Annotated in this window: 12 protein-coding genes; 9 read left to right on the top strand and 3 right to left on the bottom strand. The window is 66.9% G+C overall.

All coding sequences use genetic code 11. The annotated features are described in order from the left end of the window. Positions 1–7: 7 nt before the first annotated feature. Both ASG37_RS05095 and ASG37_RS05100 read right to left on the bottom strand, forming a co-directional pair. A complete protein-coding gene (locus ASG37_RS05095) occupies positions 8–709 on the bottom strand; it encodes a DUF6250 domain-containing protein (protein WP_235525221.1) in 702 nt (233 codons plus the stop codon). A gap of 20 nt (positions 710–729) precedes the next feature. Next, a complete protein-coding gene (locus ASG37_RS05100) occupies positions 730–3,960 on the bottom strand; it encodes a TonB-dependent receptor (protein WP_082448362.1) in 3,231 nt (1,076 codons plus the stop codon). Between the two features lie 173 nt (positions 3,961–4,133). On the opposite strand from ASG37_RS05100, the gene ASG37_RS05105 reads away from it, so the two are divergent. The 7 genes from ASG37_RS05105 to ASG37_RS05135 all read left to right on the top strand — a co-directional run bounded on the left by ASG37_RS05105 (position 4,134) and on the right by ASG37_RS05135 (position 15,742). Then, positions 4,134–6,008: a rhamnogalacturonan lyase gene (locus ASG37_RS05105; RefSeq protein WP_082448364.1), complete on the top strand. Its 1,875-nt coding sequence runs from the start codon at positions 4,134–4,136 to the stop codon at positions 6,006–6,008. Continuing rightward, positions 6,005–7,204: a rhamnogalacturonan acetylesterase gene (locus tag ASG37_RS05110; RefSeq protein WP_055756651.1), complete on the top strand. Its 1,200-nt coding sequence runs from the start codon at positions 6,005–6,007 to the stop codon at positions 7,202–7,204. Before ASG37_RS05105 ends, ASG37_RS05110 begins: the two co-directional genes overlap by 4 nt. Then, complete coding sequence (locus tag ASG37_RS05115) at positions 7,201–8,691, top strand: glycoside hydrolase family 28 protein (protein WP_414887879.1); 1,491 nt, start codon at positions 7,201–7,203, stop codon at positions 8,689–8,691. Before ASG37_RS05110 ends, ASG37_RS05115 begins: the two co-directional genes overlap by 4 nt. Before the next feature lie 69 nt (positions 8,692–8,760). Continuing rightward, positions 8,761–9,075, top strand: coding sequence for an L-rhamnose mutarotase (locus tag ASG37_RS05120; RefSeq protein ID WP_055757353.1), 315 nt, complete (start codon positions 8,761–8,763; stop codon positions 9,073–9,075). Positions 9,076–9,080: 5 nt separating this feature from the next. Next, positions 9,081–12,077: a glycoside hydrolase family 35 protein gene (locus ASG37_RS05125; protein ID WP_235525222.1), complete on the top strand. Its 2,997-nt coding sequence runs from the start codon at positions 9,081–9,083 to the stop codon at positions 12,075–12,077. Between the two features lie 192 nt (positions 12,078–12,269). Beyond that, positions 12,270–13,382: a glycoside hydrolase family 105 protein gene (locus tag ASG37_RS05130; protein ID WP_055756654.1), complete on the top strand. Its 1,113-nt coding sequence runs from the start codon at positions 12,270–12,272 to the stop codon at positions 13,380–13,382. After that, a complete protein-coding gene (locus ASG37_RS05135) occupies positions 13,382–15,742 on the top strand; it encodes a glycosyl hydrolase 115 family protein (protein WP_055756656.1) in 2,361 nt (786 codons plus the stop codon). The genes ASG37_RS05130 and ASG37_RS05135 overlap by 1 nt, the downstream gene beginning before the upstream one ends. A gap of 54 nt (positions 15,743–15,796) precedes the next feature. Here the strand turns inward: ASG37_RS05135 and ASG37_RS05140 are convergent, their stop codons facing one another. Beyond that, the gene (locus tag ASG37_RS05140) at positions 15,797–17,122 is read right to left on the bottom strand and encodes an oligogalacturonate lyase family protein (RefSeq protein WP_055757357.1); all 1,326 of its coding nucleotides are present in this window, start codon (positions 17,120–17,122) and stop codon (positions 15,797–15,799) included. 118 nt (positions 17,123–17,240) lie between these two features. On the opposite strand from ASG37_RS05140, the gene ASG37_RS05145 reads away from it, so the two are divergent. Both ASG37_RS05145 and ASG37_RS05150 read left to right on the top strand, forming a co-directional pair. Continuing rightward, the gene (locus ASG37_RS05145; protein WP_082448368.1) at positions 17,241–18,815 is read left to right on the top strand and encodes an MFS transporter; all 1,575 of its coding nucleotides are present in this window, start codon (positions 17,241–17,243) and stop codon (positions 18,813–18,815) included. Continuing rightward, positions 18,812–19,765, top strand: a complete 954-nt coding sequence (locus ASG37_RS05150; protein WP_055757359.1) for a family 43 glycosylhydrolase — start codon at positions 18,812–18,814, stop codon at positions 19,763–19,765. The genes ASG37_RS05145 and ASG37_RS05150 overlap by 4 nt, the downstream gene beginning before the upstream one ends. Position 19,766 lies beyond the last annotated feature (1 nt).

Here is a 19,766-nt window from a genome sequence, read left to right on the forward strand (position 1 = left end):
CTGATGGTCAGAATCGGGTGATGCGCAACCGGCGGATGCGCAAATGGCTCTGGGTGGTGCGGATGCCGAACCAGCCCGATCGGTAAGGTTCGGCGTCGGTCATGGCGAACAGCCGCTTGCCGTCGCGTTCGACAGCTACCTGTCCGTCGCGCGCGATCAGGGCGATGCGCGTCCAGCGGTTGGCCACGAGCAACGCGGCGGGATCGGCGCGGTCGTGTTCAGGCAACAGCGGCCGGTCCCCGGCGCGTGCGGTATAGCGGCGCATTCGCGTCGTCGTGTTGCGGTTGCCGCCGATCCCGACATAATAGGTCGCGAGCGTGTCATAGTCCTCGAACTTCCCGCTGCGCTTCGCGGCGAACACCGATCCGTCGGGCACCGCCGGGTCGCTCGCCATCCAGAAGGCATTGAGGTCGCTCACCTGATCGTTCGGTCCGCCGGCCGACACCGCCATCGCCTCGAACGTGATCCGTACCGGCGCATCCAGCCGCCGGTCGTACCATAGCGTCAGCCCCCGGGCGGTATCGATGTCGATCGTGCCGGACGCAAAACCGACACGGGCGGCGGGATCCTGCGCCTCGACCGTCCAGTCGCTTGCGGCGGGCGCATGGATACAGCCGCCGAGCGCGAATAAAATGATGCCCGGCCACCATTGCGGCAGCCGGGCACAGGGGGGAGTGGATCGTGACGGGGACCGGCCGCGCCGTGGCACGGGGCAACCGGTCCGCCGCATCACAGCTTGAACTGCGCGCCGACGAAGATACGGCGGCCAAAGTCGCTGTATTCGATAGACCGTGCGTCATCGATGTACGAGCGGGCAAGTTCGTTGGTCAGGTTCAGCGCTTCGAAGAAGATGCTGTACTGTGGCGTAATGCGGAACTGCACCTTCGCATCGACATAGGTTTCGCCGCGACGGAACACCGGGTTGTTGCTGACCGACGCATCGGCGGCGACCAGCAGATAGTCGCTGCGCTTGTTGTAGCTGACGCGCGCGTTCAGCCAGTCCTTGTCGTAGAAGACACTGCCATTGTACGTATACTTCGACAGGCCGGGGAATGCGTCGAGCGGTTCGCCGGTCGCCACGTTGGTCAGCGAACTGTTCAGGGCACGGCTGTAGGTGAAGTTGCCGTTGATGCCGAAGCCGTCGAACGGTGCCGGCAGGAACGTGAACGCGGTCGAGGCGCTGACCTCGAACCCGTCCAGCTTCGCACCGAAGCCGTTGGTCGGCTGGCGAACGGTATACAGCACGCCGTCACCGAACAGGTCGACACCGGCGATGACCGACGCGGGCAGGACGAAGCTCTTGATGTCCTTATAGTAGTAACCAATGCTGACGACGGTGTCGGCGTTGGGATACCATGCAGCGTTCAGGTCGTACTGATCGGCGCGATACGGCTTGAGGTTCGGGTTGCCCGCCGAACAGGTATCTTCGCCGGCGATGGTGTCGGCAATGTCGATCACGCAGTTGACCGTCGGCGACAGGTCGCTCGGCCGGGGCCGCGCGAGGTTCTTGGCATAGGTCGCGCGGACGAACAGGTTGGGCTGCACTTCCAGCGACAGGTTCGCGGCCGGCAACCAGTCGTGATAGTCGTTGGATAGAGTGACTTCCTGCACCGCGACCGTCGCGATCTCGATCACCGCCGGGATGCCGGGGACGCCGGTGCCCGGCCGCACCCGGCTCTCGCGCCGTGTGTTGCTGCTGGTCGAATCGTCGCGGGTGTAGGTGTAGCGCATGCCGGCGTTGCCGGTCAGGTTCATGCCGAACACCTCGGTCCCGAAATTGGCGCGTAGATACCCGGCCACGATCTTTTCGTTGATGATGTAGCCCGGAATCTGCGGCAGGCCATTCGCCTCACGCACCCGGTCCTGATTGAACCCCGACAGGTCATAATAGCGCGACAGGTTCGCGAAATCGAACAACGGCTGCGCCAGGCGGGTCGGTGCGCCATCGACCGCCTTGATCCCGCCGAACAGCGGGGCGCCACCGGTGACGCCACCATTGACCGCCAGGAACTCCTGATACTGCGCCGGGGTGAAGTAGGTGACGCCGGCTGCGGGACCGGTCGCCGGCGGCGAACCGATCACCGTGGTGAGCGACACGTTGTTGTTATACTGGAACACCGCAGGCCGCGCGACGATGCCGGCCGCCGGAACGGCGATGACCGCCGGCGAGAGCAGACGCGCGCCGCCGGCATTGTAGGCGACGAGGTCCTGGCTGCGATACTGGCCGCCGAACTTGATGCTCTTCAGGAAACCCCAGTCGAGATCATAGTCGACGTCAAGCTTCAACTGGTCTTCGGACGAGTCGTTCTGGCTGGGGCGATACTGGACGTTCGGCCCCGACTGGACGAGCAACTGGCCGTTGGCGCCGCGCCGCGTGGCATCGGCATAGGACGCGATATTGGCCGGATCGAACCCGGTGGGGAACGACAGGATCGGCAGACCTTCCGAATTGCGACGGTCGACCGAAATCCCGGAAACGCCGGTGGTGATCGACACGAGATTGGTTTCGTTCACCCGGTTGCCCTCGGCGCGCGAGGCGAGGAACACCATCTTCATCCGGTCGAGGTCCCATTTGAACCCGGTCTGGTAATAGCGCGTATTTTCGTCGTAGCTGAAGTCGCGGCGCTGAACGCCGACGATGTTGCTGGCACCACCCGAGTTGACGACGACACCGCTGCCAGGCGGCGTTCCCGCGTTCAGCGCGGTCGTCCAGCTCGTCAGCACGTGTCCCTCGGTCGTCACGAACGACTGGGTGGGACGTGCGCGCGAAACGCCGCCGGCGGCATTGTTGGCAAGGGCGGCGTCGAGGTTGTAGCGGGTGAGGTCGGGCGTGCTGCCTTGCAGGCCGTTGGTGCCCAGACCACCGCCCATGTTCACCGCATAGTTGGTGTCGCGCAGGTTCTGGTTACGGTAGTTGAGCGTGACCTGACCCCATGCCGAGAAATTGTCGGCTAACTGCACCTGCGCCTGGAAGTCGAGCGTGGTGCGCGCATCGGTGCGTTCGTTGTTGCGATAGCGGACCGACCCCGGCGACCAGTCGAAGAACTGGGTTTCGCAGGCGAGCCGGTTGGCGGTCGCCAGCGCCGCCGTCGTGCCGGTCGTACCGGCACAGCTCTCATAGCTGCCGAAATTGGCATAGGCCGGATCGGCGACGGTCTTTTCGGTCGACCGGTCGAAATCCAGATACCGCTGCCAGTTGGTGTTGGCGACCGAATCGCCGCGCGTGTCGACGACGCTGTGCGTGACGTTGAACAGCACGCCCAGCCGCCCGTCGAGCAGGTCCGAGCGACCGGCCGTCAGGTTGAAGCGCGGACGCCATTTCTGGGTGAGGTTGAGGCGCTGCGCCTCGCCCTTCACGCTGAACAGCGGCTTGGTGAGTTCGAGCGGACGGCGCGTCTCGACGCGCACGGTGCCGCCGATGCCACCTTCGGTCAGGTCGACGGTATAGCCCTTGTACACGTCGATCGACTTGACCAGTTCGACCGCCAGTTCGCGGAAGTCGCCGCTGCGCCCGCCACCGGGCGATTGCTGGCTGACGCCGTTGATCTCGATACGGTTGAGGTCGGGCTCGACGCCGCGGATCGAAATCTGCGAGCCTTCACCGAAGTCGCGCTGCAACTGGACACCCGTTACCCGGGCGAGTGCCTCGCCGACGTTCTTGTCGGGGAAGCTGGCGATGTCCTCCGCCACGATCGAGTCGACGACGGTGTCGGCGTTTTTCTTGCGGGCGTTCGCCGATTGTAGCGAGGCGCGGGTGCCGGTGACGATGATCTCGGCCTCGCTCGCTTCCTGCGACAATTCGTCGGTCGGCGACTGGCGGACATCGTCCGACGCTACCGCATTATCGACCTGCGACGTCGTTTGCGCCCACGCGGGTGCGCTGCCGAGCGCGACGATCAGCGCGAGGCCGGAAGCTGCGCTGCAAATACCGGCCCTGCGAATATTGACGAACGATGCCATGCAATCCCCTCCTTAATTCCCATCCGGTGCGTGGGTATTCCCCGTCACCGCCGAACGAACACAAATTTCTTCATTAGGGGTAACGTCGAATCCTTGCGTTGCAAAGCTAAATCTTCGCAATATGATATGTATGTCCACATGATGGAAAATCATTAGGACCGGGAGAGATGAGGATGCGTAGCAAATTGCTGGCACTGCTGGCCGCCACCGTGGCGTTGCCGCTGGGTGCGGCCCCGGTGAAGCCCAGCCGCCAATACGAACGACTCGACAGGGCGCTGGTGGCGGTTCCGGCACCGGATGGCGGCAATCACGTGAGCTGGCGGCTGCTCGCCACCGACCGGCCGGGTGTCGCATTCCGGCTGCTGCGTGACGGACGGGCGATCGCCGCGCGCCTGACCGGCGCATCGAGCTTTCACGACCGGCAAGGCACGCCTGGCGCACGCTACACGCTGGAGACGATCGGCGGGCGCGAACGCGCAGTCAGCGTCGGCGTATGGGCCAAGGGCTATCTGCCGATCCCGCTCGACAAGCCAGCCGACCGGACGACGCCCGCCGGCGAGCGCTATGGCTATACCGCCAACGACGCGAGCGTCGGCGACTTGGACGGCGACGGGCGCTACGAGATCATATTGAAGTGGGACCCGACCATTTCCAAGGACAACGCCTTTGGCGGTTATAGCGGCGAGACGATCCTCGACGCCTATACGCTGGAGGGCAAGCGGTTGTGGCGGATCGACCTTGGTCGCAACATCCGCTCGGGCGCGCACTATACCCAGTTCATGGTCTATGACTTCGACGGCGACGGGCGGGCGGAGATCATGGTCAAGACCGCCGACGGGACCATCGACGGCACCGGCAAGGTGCTGGGCGACGCAAAGGCCGACTGGCGCGAGACGGGCGGCGAACTGCCGCAGGCCGACCGCACCGGATCGACCGTCCTGCCCGACGGCCGCCGGATCGCGCGGACGCAGGGGCGCATCCTGTCCGGCCCCGAGTATATCACCGTGTTCGACGGCCGTACCGGTGCGGCGCTGGCGAGTGCACCCTATTCGCCGCCGCGCGGCGGCGACACGCCCGAGGCGCGCGCCGCGATCTGGGGCGACGGCTATGGCAACCGGTCGGACCGGTTCCTCGCCGGGGTCGCCTATCTCGACGGCCAGCGGCCCAGCGGCGTGTTCGGGCGCGGCTATTATGCCCGTTCGACGGTCGCGGCATGGGACTGGCGGAACGGCAAGCTGACGCAGCGCTGGCTGTTCGACAGTGCCGCACCGGGCAATGCGAGGTTCGGCGGACAGGGCAATCACAATCTGTCGGTGGCCGACGTCGACGGCGATGGCCGCGACGAGATCGTCTATGGATCGATGGCGATCGACGACGATGGCAAGGGGCTGTGGAGCGCCGGGCTTGGCCATGGCGACACGATGCACCTCGGCGATCTCGACCCGGGTCGGCCGGGCCTTGAGAAATTCGGGGTGCATGAGGAGGTGCCGGGCAATGGCGGCTTCGGGTCGGCGATGCTCGACGCGCGGACCGGCGAAATCCTGTGGACGACGCCGGCGACCAAGGACACCGGGCGCGGCCTGTCGGCCGACATCGACCCGCGCTATCCGGGGGAGGAGAACTGGAACTCCAGCACGCCGTATCTCTACACCGCCAAGGGACAGGTGATCCCCGGCGCCAAGCCGCGCGTCGCCAATTTCGCAATCTATTGGGACGGCGATGCCCTGCGCGAACTGCTCGACAGGAACCGCATCACCAAATGGGACTGGAAGACCGGGACCGAGACGCTGTTGCTGGACGCACAGGGCGCGACGTCGAACAACGGCACCAAGTCGACGCCCGCGCTCAGCGCCGACATCCTCGGCGACTGGCGCGAGGAAGTGATCCTGCGCAGCGAGGACAGCAGCGAGCTGCGCGTCTATGCCACCCCCTTCCCCACCATGATCCGGCGGGTGACGCTGATGCACGATCCGGTCTATCGTCTGGGCGTCGCGTGGCAGAACACCGCCTATAACCAGCCACCGCATGCGCTGGACGTGCCGAAATGATCGTCGCGCTGGCAATGCTGCTCGCCGGGCCGGCGACTCCCGTCACCTATCGGCTGGACGATGGCCGGGCGCAGCCGGGCGAGACGCGGGTCGAGCGCGATCGCGGCTACCGCGACGGCTATGGCTATGAACCGGGCGGCGGGCGGCGCTTCTCGGTCGCGCTGCCCGAAGGCAACTGGCAGGTGACGGTGACGCTGGGCGACCGGCGCGCCGCGACGACGACGGTGAAGGCCGAGGCGCGGCGGCTGATGCTCGACCGGGTGGCGACCGGCGGCGGCAAGCGCGTCACCCGCAGTTTCGTCGTCAACACGCGCACCGCGCGGCTCGCCCCGCCGCCCGAGAATGCACCGGGCGGCACGATCGTCCGGTTGAAACCGCGCGAGATGGCCAGCCCGACTTGGGACGACCGACTGACGCTGGAACTGCTTGGCGACGGCGCGGTGTCGACGCTCCGGATCGAGCCGGCGAGCGTCCCGACGCTGTATCTGGTCGGCGACTCCACCGTGACTGACCAGCAGGCCGAGCCGGCGGCGAGCTGGGGACAGATGCTGCCCGCCTTCCTCGACGACAAGGTCGCGGTGGCGAACCATGCCGAGTCAGGTGAGACGCTGAAATCGTTCGTGACCGAGCTGCGACTCGATAAGGTGCTGTCGACGATCAAGCCCGGTGACTGGCTGTTCATCCAGTTCGGCCATAACGACCAGAAAGCACAGTGGCCGCAGACCTATGTCGAGGCGAACACAACCTACCGCGCCTATCTGAACGCCTATATCGCCGAGGCGAAGCGGCGCGGCGCGAAGCCGGTGCTCGTCACCAGTCCCGAGCGACGCAATTTCGATGGTAACGGCCGGATCAAGCCGAGTCTGGGCGACTATCCGGCGGCGGTGCGGGCGGCGGCGCAGGAGGCGGGGGTGCCGGTGATCGACCTCAACCGAATGAGCGTCGCGATTTACGAGGCGCTGGGACCGGAGCGCAGCCCGCTGGCGTTCAACGACGGTGGCAAGGACCGGACGCATCACAACAACTATGGCGCATGGCTGCTGGCGCGCGGGGTGGTGGAGGGTATCCGGGCGCTGCCCGGTCTGGCCGGGCATGTGACCGCGCCGCGCTTCGACCCTGCCAGACCGCCGCTGCCGGCCGAGGTCGCGATCGTGCCGAGCAGCGCGCGCAGCGACGAACGGCCGGACGGCAATTGATCGCCCGGCGAACCATGCTGGCGGCGATGTTCGCCCTGCCCTTTCCGGCGCATGGCGCGCAGACGCACGACGTGCGGACGTTCGGCGCGGTGGGCGACGGGCGGGCGATCGACACGGCGGCGGTGCAGCGCGCGATCGACGCGGCGGCCGGCGGCGGCACGGTGATCGTGCCGCGCGGGCGCTATCGCTGCTTCACGCTGTTCCTGAAGAGCGACATAACGATCGTGCTGGAGCGGGGGGCAACGATCATCGCCGCCGATCCGGCGCAGGGCGGCGGCCGCTATGCGCTGCCCGAGGATCGGGGCGAACAGCTTTATCAGGACTTCGGGCACAGCCATTGGCACAACAGCCTGATCGTCGGTGACGGCGTGGCGCGGGTGGCGATCCTCGGCCCCGGCGGAATCGATGGTGAGGGACTGACCCGCGACGGTCCCGGCGCACGCTGGCGCAAGCAGGCCGGCGAACGGCCACTGTCGATGCAGGGGATGAGCGCGGCGCAGATCGCCGAGCTGGAACCCGATGCGCGAGCGATGGCGGGGCTGGGCAACAAGGCGATCGCGCTGGTCGCGGCGCGCGACGTGCGGGTCGAGGGGCTGACGATCGCGCGCGGCGGGCATTTCGCGATCCTCGCGACCGGGTGCCGGAACATGGTGCTGCGCGACCTGACGATCGACAGCAACCGTGACGGGATCGACCTCGACGGCGTGTCCGACGTGCTGGTCGAGCGGTGCCGGGTGAACACGCCCAACGACGATGCCATCGTCCTGAAGAGCAGTTTCGCCCTCGGCCGTGTCCTCCCGTGCGAGGATGTGACGATCCGCGATTGCGAGGTGTCCGGCTTCGACGGCGGTACGCTGATCGACGGGACGCGGCGGCGCACGCAGGCGCTGGCGCCCGATCGTGACCGGGTTACGGGACGGATCAAGCTCGGCACCGAGAGCAATGGCGGGTTTCGACGGATCCGGATCGAGCGGTGCCGCTTCACCCGGTCGCGCGGGGTGGCGCTGGAGACGGTCGACGGCGGCGTGCTGGAGGAGGTGACGGTGCGCGATATTGCGATGACCGAGGTGACGACCGCGCCGCTGTTCCTGCGAATCGGCGACCGGCGGCGCGGGCCGGCGGGAACCGGGGTCGGCGCGATCCGGGGCGTGGTGATCGAGGGGCTGGATGCGCGGGGGATCGACCATCACTTTGCCGCGACGCTGGCGGGGTTGCCGGGGCATAGCATCGAGGATGTGACGCTTCGCGACCTGCGGCTGCGCTATCTGGGCGGTGGCGAGGCGGTGGCGGAGCCGGGGGAACTCGCCGATGCCTATCCCGAACCCAGCATGTTCGGGCCGACGCCGGCATGGGGGCTGTGGTGCCGGCATGTCCGCGGGTTGCGGGTCGAGGGGCTGCATCTGTCCACGGCGGGGGACCGGCGGGCGGCGATCCGGCTCAGCGATTGTCCGGGGGCGAAGGTGACGAAGCTTACACAGAATGTTTGACGTTTGCCGATCGCAATTCTATCATTTGGATATAGAGTCCATATAGTGGACGTGTATCGGGAGGGATCGATGGCGCGTCAGGCGTTTCGGATGCAGCTCAAGGCCGGCATGGCGGCGGAATATCGTGCGCGCCACGACGCTATCTGGCCGGAATTGGCCGATTTATTGCGTGAGGCGGGCATTTCCGATTACTGGATCTTCCTCGACGAAGCGACCGGCGCGTTGTTCGCGACGCTGGAACTCGCCGACGAGAACCGGCGCGAAACCCTGCCGGAAAACGCGATCATGCAGCGCTGGTGGCAGTCGATGGCACCGCTGATGGAGACGCAGGCCGACAACCGGCCGCTCGAATGGCCGCTGACGCCCATGTTTCACATGGCATGATATCGATGTTGCGCCCTTTCCTGCTCGCCGCGTCCGCGCTGGCGGCGGTTCCCGCCGCCGCGCAGACCGCGAAGCCGACCGCAAATTTCGGTGCTCCGGCCAAGCAGTTCGGTCGCGTATCCTATGACGCGCGCTCGCTGATGATCGATGGCAAGCGGCTGACGATCTGGTCGGCCGAGGTCCATGCGTTCCGCCTGCCCTCCCCCGATCTGTGGCGCGACGTGTTGCAGAAGATGAAGGCGAGCGGATTCAACACCGTCGCCTTCTATTTCGACTGGGGCTTCCACAGCCCGAAGCGTGGGCAGTACGACTTCAACGGCATTCGCGACATCGACCGGCTACTTACCATCGCCGCCGAGGAAGGGCTGTACGTCATCACTCGCGCCGGGCCGTATGTGAATGCCGAACTGACGCGCGGCGGCTTTCCGGGATGGTTGCAGAACCAGCGCGCCCGCGCGCGGACCGACGATCCCGACTATCTCGCCGCCGCCGACGAATGGCTGTCGCAGATCAACCCGATCATCGCCCGCCACCAGATCAACGGCGGCCCAAAGGGTGAAAAGGGCGGCACCGTCATCCTGCACCAGATCGAGAACGAACTGGCGCTGACCACCCCGGCGCAGGGGCGGTATATGGACCATCTGTACGCCAAGGCGCGCGCCGATGGCATCACCGTTCCGCTGTTCCACAACGATCAGGGGCGCAACGGATATTGGGTGCCGCGCGGATCGAACGTGGCCAAGACGGTCGAGGGATCGCCCGACCTGTATGCGTTCGACGGCTATCCCGGCGGCACCTGCACCGTGGGCGGCAAGACGACACGCGGATCGGCCGCGCCCGACTGGGGCTTTTATGGCCCGGGCGGCGCGCGTGGTGGCGCGTCGGCCAGTCCGAACACGCCCGGCTTCGCTGCCGAGTTCGGCGGCGGCTGGTTCGATTACTGGGGATCGAACGGCGGATACGAGTGCAACGCGATCCAGCGTGGCAAGCGGTTCCAGCGCGTGTTCTATGGCACCAACCTGGCGAACGGCATCGCGATCCAGAGCTTCTACATGGGGTTCGGCGGCACGAGCTGGGGCTGGCTACCCGCCCCCGTAGTCTTCACCAGCTATGATTATGGCGCTGCGTTCAGCGAGACGCGCGAAGTGCGCGAGAAGGCCGAGGAGCTGAAGGCGCTGGCCGGGCTGATCCGGTCGGTGCCCGATCTGGCGGGCATGGTCCCGGCGGGGCCGGTGACGATCTCGTCGCCCAATATCCAGGTCTATCATAACAAGTCGCCCGAAACCGATGCGCGTTTCCTGCTGGTGACGCATAATCCGTCCAACAAGGCGAGCGACGACCGGTTCACGATCACCGCCGACCTGCCCGACGGGCGCTATGCGTTTCCCGAGATGCGGCTAAACGGGTTCGATGCGAAGTGGCTGGTCGCCGGGGTCAATCTCGGCGGGCAGCGGCTGGTGTATGCCACGTCGGAATTGCAGAGCCATGTGGCGATCGATGGCGGCGACGTGGCGCTGCTGTACGGGCGGGCACAGGAAACCGGGACGACCGTGCTGCGCTATACAAGCGCGCCGACCGTGCGGGTGATCGACGGTGACGTGCGGTCGTCGTTCGATGCGGCGAAGGGCGATCTGCGGCTCGACTATATCCATGGCACGCTGGCGCGGGTCGCGGTGTCGGGCGGCGGACGGCCGCCGCTGACGCTGCTGATCGGCGACGAGGGCGAGGCGGCGAAATTCTGGGAGCATGGCGACGTGCTGGTGCGCGGGCCGGCGCTGGTGCGATCGGTTAGGGCGACCGGGGCCACGCTGGCGCTGACCGGCGACACGCGCGAGGCGACGCCGCTGGAAGTCTGGGGGCCGAAGCGCGCGCGGGCGGTGACGTGGAACGGGCAGCGGGTGGCGACGACGGCGGGCACCGCCGGCAGCATCGTCGCGCGCGCGGCGCTGGCAGGTCCGGCGGCGGTGACGTTGCCGGTGCTGGCCGACTGGCGGATGGCGCCGGGCACACCCGAGGCCGAACCCGGTTTCGACGACGGCACTTGGCAGGCAATCGACAGCCGCGCCTATGCCAGCATCACCGCGCGGCCCGACGGGCAGCCCAACATGCTGATGGACGCATACGGCTTTCACGAGGGCGACGTATGGTATCGCGGGCGCTTCACCGGCACCGCCGATGCCGAGCGGCTGCGCATCTATTATGGCGCGGGTGGTTCGGGGCTAGCGCAGGTGTTTCTCGACGGCAAGCTGATCGGGCAGGACGAATTGCCCGGCGGGCTGCCGCGACCGGTCACGACCGGTGCGGCGACGATCGCGCTGCCGGCGCAGGCGCGGACGCCCGGCGAGCATGTCCTGTCGATCATGGTGCGCAACAACGGCCATAACTGGGACCTCGACGCCGACGATTTCCACAAGGAAGCCCGCGGGCTGGTATCGGCATCGGTCGAGAAGCAGTCGGGCGCATCGTTCGCGATCCCGATCGCATGGAAGATCCAGGGGCGACAGGGCGGCGAGGATATCGTCGATCCCGTACGCGGTGTGCCCAACAACGGCGGCCAATATGGCGAGCGGATGGGCTGGCACCTGCCGGGCTTCGACGATACGCGCTGGGTAAAGGCGACGGTACCGGCGAGTGCCGCGCCGGCGGGGACGAGCTGGTATCGCACGAGCTTCGACCTGAACGTACCCAAGGGGCAGGATGCGACGATCGGCGTGTCGTTCGGCGATGCGTCGGTTCCGCGTTCGCCGGTCGACTACCGCGTGCTGATCTTCGTCAACGGATGGCATATGGGGCAGTTCATCGCCCATGTCGGGCCGCAGCGGACCTTCGTGATCCCCGAGGGCATCCTGAACCATCGCGGGCGCAACGTGCTGTCGCTCGTCGTCACGAGCGACGGTCAGCCGGGCAATGCCCTTGAAACGGTCAAGCTAGTGACGATGCGCAACGTGCGCGGCGGATTGCCGGTGCGGATGGTTGAGGCGCCTGCGGTATTGGCGAAGTGATGATGCCTTCGCCCTCCCCGTCACCCCGGACTTGTTCCGGGGCCCACTTCACCGCTTGCGCTGGCGTTCCCGTCTCGGGCGGCACCGCCCGCCGCGCGGTGGACCCCGGAACAAGTCCGGGGTGACGAATCCTGCGGGGTATCTGCTCCGCACCAAAGATCCACGAACCAACCTTTTTCTACCGGAGCAATCATGGCCGCGCTGACCCACGACATTCCCCGCCAACAGGTGAACGATGCCATCGTCCTGCTGATGGACAACCTCGTCAACATCAAGGACGAGACGGGCGAATTCCTCCTCCACCTCGACGACGGACGGATCATCGACACCAAGGGCTGGGCCGGCTGGGAATGGACCCACGGCGTCGGCCTGTTCGGCATGTGGCGCTATTATGAGCAGACCGGCGACAAGGCCGCGCTGGCGATCATCAAGCAGTGGTTCGAGGATCGCTTCGCCGAAGGCACGCCGACCAAGAACATCAACACGGTCGCGCCGTTCATCACGCTTGCCTATCTCTACGAGCATGAGCCCGATCCGCGTTACATCCCCTATCTCGACACCTGGGCCGAATGGCTGATGGCTCCCGACGGCTTGCCGAAGACCGAAGAGGGCGGGTTCCAGCACATCGTCTACAACGACGAGAACCCGGGCGAGATGTGGGACGACACGCTGATGATGAGCGTGTTGCCGCTCGCCAAGATCGGCCTGCTGCTGGGTCGCCCGCACTATGTCGAGGAGGCGAAGCGCCAGTTCCTCGTCCACATCAAATATCTGTTCGACAAGAAGACCGGGCTCTGGTTCCACGGCTGGGACTTCAACGGGCGGCACAATTTCGCCGAGGCGCTGTGGGCGCGCGGCAATTGCTGGGTCACGATTGCAATCCCCGAGATTATCGAGATCCTCGATCTGCCGGTCGGCGATGCGTTCCGCACCTTCCTGATCGATACGCTGGCCGCGCAGGTGAAGACGTTGGCCGAGACGCAGGACGAGAGCGGGCTGTGGCATACGCTGATCGTCGATCCGACGAGCTATCTGGAAGCATCGGCCGCCGCCGGTTTCGCCTATGGCATCCTGAAGGCGGTGCGGAAGGGCTATCTGCCGCGCCATTACGAGGCGGTCGGCATCAAGGCGGTGCGTGGCGTGCTGGCCAATATCGACGACAAGGGCGAGTTGCGCCAAGTCAGCTTCGGCACGGCGATGGGCGATACCCAGCAGTTCTACAAGGATATTGCGCTGACCTCGATGCCATACGGCCAGAGCCTTGCCGTCTGCGCGCTGGCCGAATTCCTGCGGACGTACATCTGATGCGACGGGCGGCGATCATGGTGGTGGCCGGCGTGCTGCTGCCGGTCGCCGCCCCTGCCCGCGATCTGGTGGGCGAGACGCCGGGCGGCTTCGCGCTGGCCGGGGCGCAGGTCGTAAGCGATCCGGGTGACGCGGCGGTAGTGGGCATCGCCGCCGCCGATCTTCGCGGCGACCTCGTCAGCGTGCTGGGTACGCAGCCGGCGGCGGGCGGGCGGCAGATCTGGATCGGGACGTTGGGACACAATGCCGCGATCGACCGGCTGGCGGCCAAGCGCCGGATCGATACGCGCGGGTTGACCGGCGCGTGGGAGCAGTTCCGCATCGCCACGGTCGACCGGCCGGCACCGGGAGTCGCGCAGGCGCTGGTGATCGTCGGCAGCGACCGGCGGGGCACGGCGTTCGGCGCCTATCACCTGTCGCGCGCGATCGGGGTCAGCCCGTGGAACTGGTGGGCGGACGTCACGCCACAGCGGCGCGCGGCGCTGTATGTCGCGAAGGGCACGCATCGCTTCGCCGGGCCGTCGGTCAAATATCGCGGCATCTTCCTCAACGACGAGGATTGGGGGCTGCACCCATGGGCTGCGACCAACTTCGAGCCCGAGGCGAAGGGGATCGGCCCCAAAACCTATGGCAAGCTGTTCGGGCTGCTGCTGCGGCTGAAGGCGAACATGCTGTGGCCGGCGATGCACAAGGTGACGCCGGCGTTCAACGCGAACCCGGCCAATGCCGCGCTGGCCGATCGCTATGCGATCGTCATGGGGTCGAGCCATGCCGAGCCAATGCTGCGCAACAACGTCGGCGAATGGACCGCGCCGGCGGCGGACTTCGACTATGCGCGCAACCCGGCCGGGGTCGCCGCCTATTGGCGCGAACGGGTGGCGACCAACGGCGGCTATGAGAGTGCGTGGACGCTGGGGATGCGCGGCATCCATGACAGCGGGATCGTCGGTGCGGCGACGATGGCGGAGAAACAGGCGCTGGTGACGCGCATCCTGACCGACCAGCGCGCGATGCTGAACGGGGTGAAGGGGCCGCAGGTGTTCACGCCGTACAAGGAGGTGCTCGACATCTACCGCGCCGGGTTGAAGGTGCCGGGCGATGTGACGCTGATGTGGCCCGACGACAATTTCGGCTATATCCGCCGCCTGCCCCAGCCGGCCGAACGCGCGCGGCAAGGTGGGCATGGCATCTATTATCACTTGTCGTATCTGGGCGCGCCGCTCAGCTATCTGTGGCTGTCGACCACCCCGCCCGCGCTGATCGGCGAGGAGATGGGGCGGGCCTATGATCTGGGCGCGCGCGAGATGTGGATCGCCAATGTCGGCGACCTGAAACCCGCCGAGCTAGCGACCGACTATTTCCTGTCGCTCGGCTGGGACATCGGCGTACGGGCGCGTGCCGGCTTCGTGCGCGACTGGGCGGCGGAGATTGTCGCGCCCGGACTGGCCGATGTGATCGCGGCGGTGATGGACGAGTATCACCGGCTGAACTTCGCGCGGCGGCCCGAGCATCTGCAATGGTGGCTGCCGGGGCAGAAGGCGCGCGCGAGAGCGATGCCGCCGAACGAGGTGGCGGCAAGGCGGGCGGCGTTCGCCGCGCTGGTGGCGCGGGTCGACGCGATCGAGCTGCAGGTTCCGGCCGAACGGCGCGAGGCGTTCTTCCAACTGGTGCGCTATCCAGTCGAGGCGGCGGCGATGGCGAACGAGCGGGTGTTCGCCGGCGAAGCGCACGACCGGCTGCGCGACCGCGACCTGCCCGCCGCGCTGGCCGAGGCAACGCGGGCGCAGGCGGCCGACCGGCGGATCGCGGCGCTGACCGATCGGTACAACAGCGGCAAGTGGCGCGGGTTCATGGCGGTCGAGCCGGCGGACGGCCAGTGGCGATCCTATCGCACCGTGCCGCCGGTGGTGCCGGCGCTGGGCGGGCCGCTGGTCCCCGCGCCTGCTGTGGCGGCATCGGGGGATGTAGCCGTCGATCTGTCGACGATGCGGGGCGGCTGGCGGCAGGTTGCCGGGCTGGGACGCGGCGGAACGGTGTTCGCCTCGACGCCGGGCAGGCGGGTGACGGGAACGGTCCCGGTCGAACTGCCGGCGGGCGAATGGGTGCTTTCGGTCGAGGTGCTGCCAACCTACCCGGATGCCGATGGTGCGCCGCTGGTGGTCGAGGTCGGGGTCGACGGGCGCGACGAGCGGCTCGTCGTCGCGCGGACGACCGGAGATGCGGCGTGGGCGCAGGCGGTACTCGACAACCGGATCGTGGTGGCGGTGCCGGGCAGCGTCGGCGGTGGACGACATTCGTTGACGTTGGCGGCGACAGGGGGCGGCGTGCTGGTCGATCGGGTGGTTGCCCGGCGGAGGTAGCGCGTCGGCGCTTTTCCGGGGAGCGTTGTGGGTGCAACTGCCCACCCCGAACCACTATTTCTTCGCCACCTCGACCGCGTAGATGTGGGTGGCACCTTCGAAATTGCCGCGGAAGATGACCCATTTCGCGTCGGGGGTGAAGGTCATGTTGGGTTCGAGCCGATAGTCGTGGCGACGCATGTCGACCAGCTTCTCGACCTCCAGTGTGCCGGGCACGATCAGGCGGTCGGCGTTGGCCGCGTGGATGTCGGCGACGTCGGGAATGGCTTTGGGCGTAAAGAGATATAGATATTTGCCGTCGGGCGCGTGCGCGACCATTTCGGCGTCCCCACCGTCGCCTGAGAAACGCCGGCCGCCGGGCATCTGGTTGTAATGGACCGACCACTGGTTGCGGTCGACCTTGTACCAGCGGCGCTTGCCCGAGGTCAGGTCATAGCCCGCCAGCCAGAACACCTCGCCGCGCGGGGTTTGCAGATCGTACCAGATGCTCTTGCCGTCGGCGGAGAAGAACTCGTGGCCGGCGATCTCCATGTTCATCGTGCGGGTGTGGATCAGCCTCTTCCCCGATCCGTCGGCGCGGATCGTCCAGATGCGGTCGACCTTGTGCCACGGTCCTTCGTGGCAATACATGATCTGCTGCGGGTCGGTCGGCGAGAACTGGATATGGTTCAGCCAGTCGGTCGAGGCGGTGACGACGTGGCGCTGCCCGGTGCGTAGATCGATGGTGAAGATTTCCATCGGGATGCGCGCCTCCAGCCGTTCGTTCAGCCGGCGTTCCTTGGCCTCGGCGAAGCTGTAGGGCGTGCCGTCGGCGCGCGTCGCCCGGTAATCGGCCTCACCCGGCCCCACGACGCGGCCGGGGGTGTGGCGGCCGTCCTGCCGCGTGCCGTCGGGGCGCAGGCCGCCTTCCCCCAGCGCGACCTGCCCCAGCAACAGCGTCTCGTCGGCGTTGATCGAGCCGATCGACCCGCCGGGCACGTCGGCGACCTTGCGCGTCCTGCCCGTGTCAATATCGACCGCGTGAATGGTCGAGGGGCCGCTGGCGTCGTTGCGAAGCTGCGTGGCGTAATAGGCGGTGCGAGTGCGCCGCCCGGTGAACAACAGGGTGATGCCAGGACCGGAGACGAGCGGCTTCATCTCCCATGTCGCGAGATCGATCGTCGCGATCCCGCCGGGGACGCTCACGACCATGCGGTCGCCCTGCGGCGTATAGCTGTTCTGGTGGAAATACAGGCTGGTGCTGTCGGGCACGCGGCTGATGCGGATCACGCGGTGGCCGGTGGTCGCATCGACCCAATCGGCCGCTGGCTTCGCCACCGCCGGCACCATCGGCAGCCACGCCATCGCCAGCATCGCCGCGCCGGCGAACAAGGATCGCACCGCCATGTCACTCTCCATTCGCGCTTGTAGATGTTCCACATAGTATGATAGCGCTTCACATTATGAGCATGATGACGCCGGATGCGCAAGTCCGGGATGTGCATAGGAGAGTGCGCGCGTGATTTCCGCCCCCCCGGCCAAACGCCCCGTCCGGCTGATAAACTACCTCGCCTATGGATCGAACGACGTGCTTGGCGCGGGATCGATGGCGGTCATCTCAGGCTGGGTGCTGATATTCTACACCCAGTTCTGCGGCCTCACCGCCGGACAGGCGGCGCTGATCTTCGCGGTCGCGCGCATCCTCGATGCGATCGCGTCGCCGGTCATCGGCTATGTCTCCGACCATTTCGGCACCACCGCGCTCGGCCGCCGGTTCGGGCGGCGGCGGTTCTTCATCCTCGCGGCGATCCCGCTGCTGCCCAGCTTCGCGCTGATGTGGCTGCCGGGGATGAGCTTCTGGTATTATCTCGTCAGCTATGTCGGCTTCGAGCTGGTCTATGCGATGGTTATCATCCCGTACGAGACGCTCGCGGCGGAAATGTCGACCGATTACAAGACCAAGGCGAAGTTCGCGGGCTTCCGCATCCTGTTCGGGCAGACGGCGGCGATCCTTGCCGGGTTCCTGCCGCTGTGGCTCATCAATTATCTCGGCCGCGACAGCGCCTCGACCTTCTTCTACATGGGGATCATCTTCGCCGTGCTGTTCATGGCGACGGCGGCGTTTCTGTATCGCTTCAGTTGGGAGCGGCCGTTGCCCCTCGACGCGCTGCCCAGCGCGCGCAAGGAGGGCGGCATCGGATCGGCGTTCAAGGCGCTGTACCGCAACCTGTTCTCGACGATGCGCATCCGCGCATTCCGGCTGCACCTCGGCATGTATCTCGGCGGCTATATCAGCCAGGACATCTTCAACGCGGCCTTCACCTTCTTCGTGATCTTCGCGCTGGCCGGAACCACGGCGATGGCATCCGGGCTGCTCGGCACCATGTATATCGTGCAGTTCGTCGCGGTGGTGATCGCGATCAACCTCGCGCTGCGCGCCTCGCCCGCCTTCGCCTATCGGCTGGCGGCGGTGACGTTCGGGCTCGGCGTGATCGTGCTGCTGTCGCTGTGGGCGGGCGGCACCACCGCGACCAGCCCGCTGATCTATCTGGCGATCGGTCTGGCGGGCCTGGGGCGCGGCGCGCTCAACTATATCCCGTGGGCGACGTACAACTACATGGCCGACGTGGACGAGATCGTGACCGGCCAGCGGCGCGAGGGCAGCTTCGCCGGGGTCATGACCTTCGTACGCAAATTCACGCAGGCGGTGGCGGTGGCGGGCGTCGGCCTCATCATCCAGGCCGGCGGCTTCGTGTCGGGCGCGCAGGTGCAGACCCCGCAGGCAATTCACACCATTGCCGTCCTGCTGGGTGTGGGAACGCTCGGCGTGCTGGTGCTGGGCATTATCGTCTCGCTACGCTTCAGGCTGACGCCGGCGACGCACGGTATCTTGATGGAAGAGATCGAACGGCTGCGCTCGGGCGATCCGACCCCGCCCGATCCGCTGCACAAGGCAGTGGTCGAGGATCTGTCGGGCTGGCGACACCATCAGCTATGGGGCAAAAATCGGGTCGCCAACCCGGACTATGTCGAACCGTTCGACCCTGACGTCGACGTGTGGGACGGCGTCGACGTGACGAAGCCGCCGCGATGATCTGGGCAGCGGTGCTGGCGCAGGCGGCCATGGTCGCGCCGGTGCCGCTGTGGCGCGATCCGGTGCACGACGGCGCGGCGGATGCCTCGACGGTGCGCGATGCGCGGACCGGTGAATGGGTGATGTTCTACACCAACCGTCGCGCCGATTTGCCGCTCGCGGATGAGAAGGACGTATCGTGGGTGCATGGCACCGCGATCGGCGTCGCCCGGTCAATGGACGGGGTGCGCTGGCGCTACGGCGGCACGGCGGCGATCCCGAAGGCCTGCACCGGCGCCACCTTATGGGCGCCCGAGGTACAGCGGATCGGCGGGCGGTGGCATATGTGGCTGACGGTGGTGCCCGGCGTGTTCCGCGACTGGAACGCAGCCCGCTTCCTCGTCCACCTGACCAGCCCGGACCTGAAACGCTGGGACTGTGGCGAGCGGCTCGATCTGGGATCGGATCGGGTGATCGACGCCAGCGTCGCGGTGCTGGGGCGCGGGCGCTACCGGCTGTGGTTCAACGACGAACGTGCGGGCAAGGCGATCAAATACGCCGACAGCCGCGACCTGAAGCGCTGGGTGGTGAAGGGCACCGTGACCGACACGCCGGGCGAAGGGCCGAAGGTGGTGCGCTGGCGTGGAAAATGGTGGCTGGTGAGCGATGCGTGGCGGGGGTTGCTGGTGCAATCCTCACGCGATGCGACGCACTGGACCCGGCAGCCGGGCTATCTTCTGGCCGGGACGGGTATGCGGCCGACCGACCGGGCAAAAGGGCAGCATCCCGACATCGTCGTGGTCGGCGACCGGGCGTTCATCGTCTATTTCGTCCACCAGTCGGGCGAGGCGGAGGCGGCGCGCGACCCGCGTTGGCACCGGCGCAGCGTGCTCCAGATCGCCGAGTTGCGCGAGGACGGCGGGGTGTTGTCGGTGGATCGCGAGACGTCAGTGGTGCGGCCGTTGCGCTGAC

The sequence above is a fragment of the Sphingomonas sp. Leaf407 genome (assembly GCF_001425385.1).
Taxonomy (GTDB): Bacteria; Pseudomonadota; Alphaproteobacteria; order Sphingomonadales; family Sphingomonadaceae; genus Sphingomonas.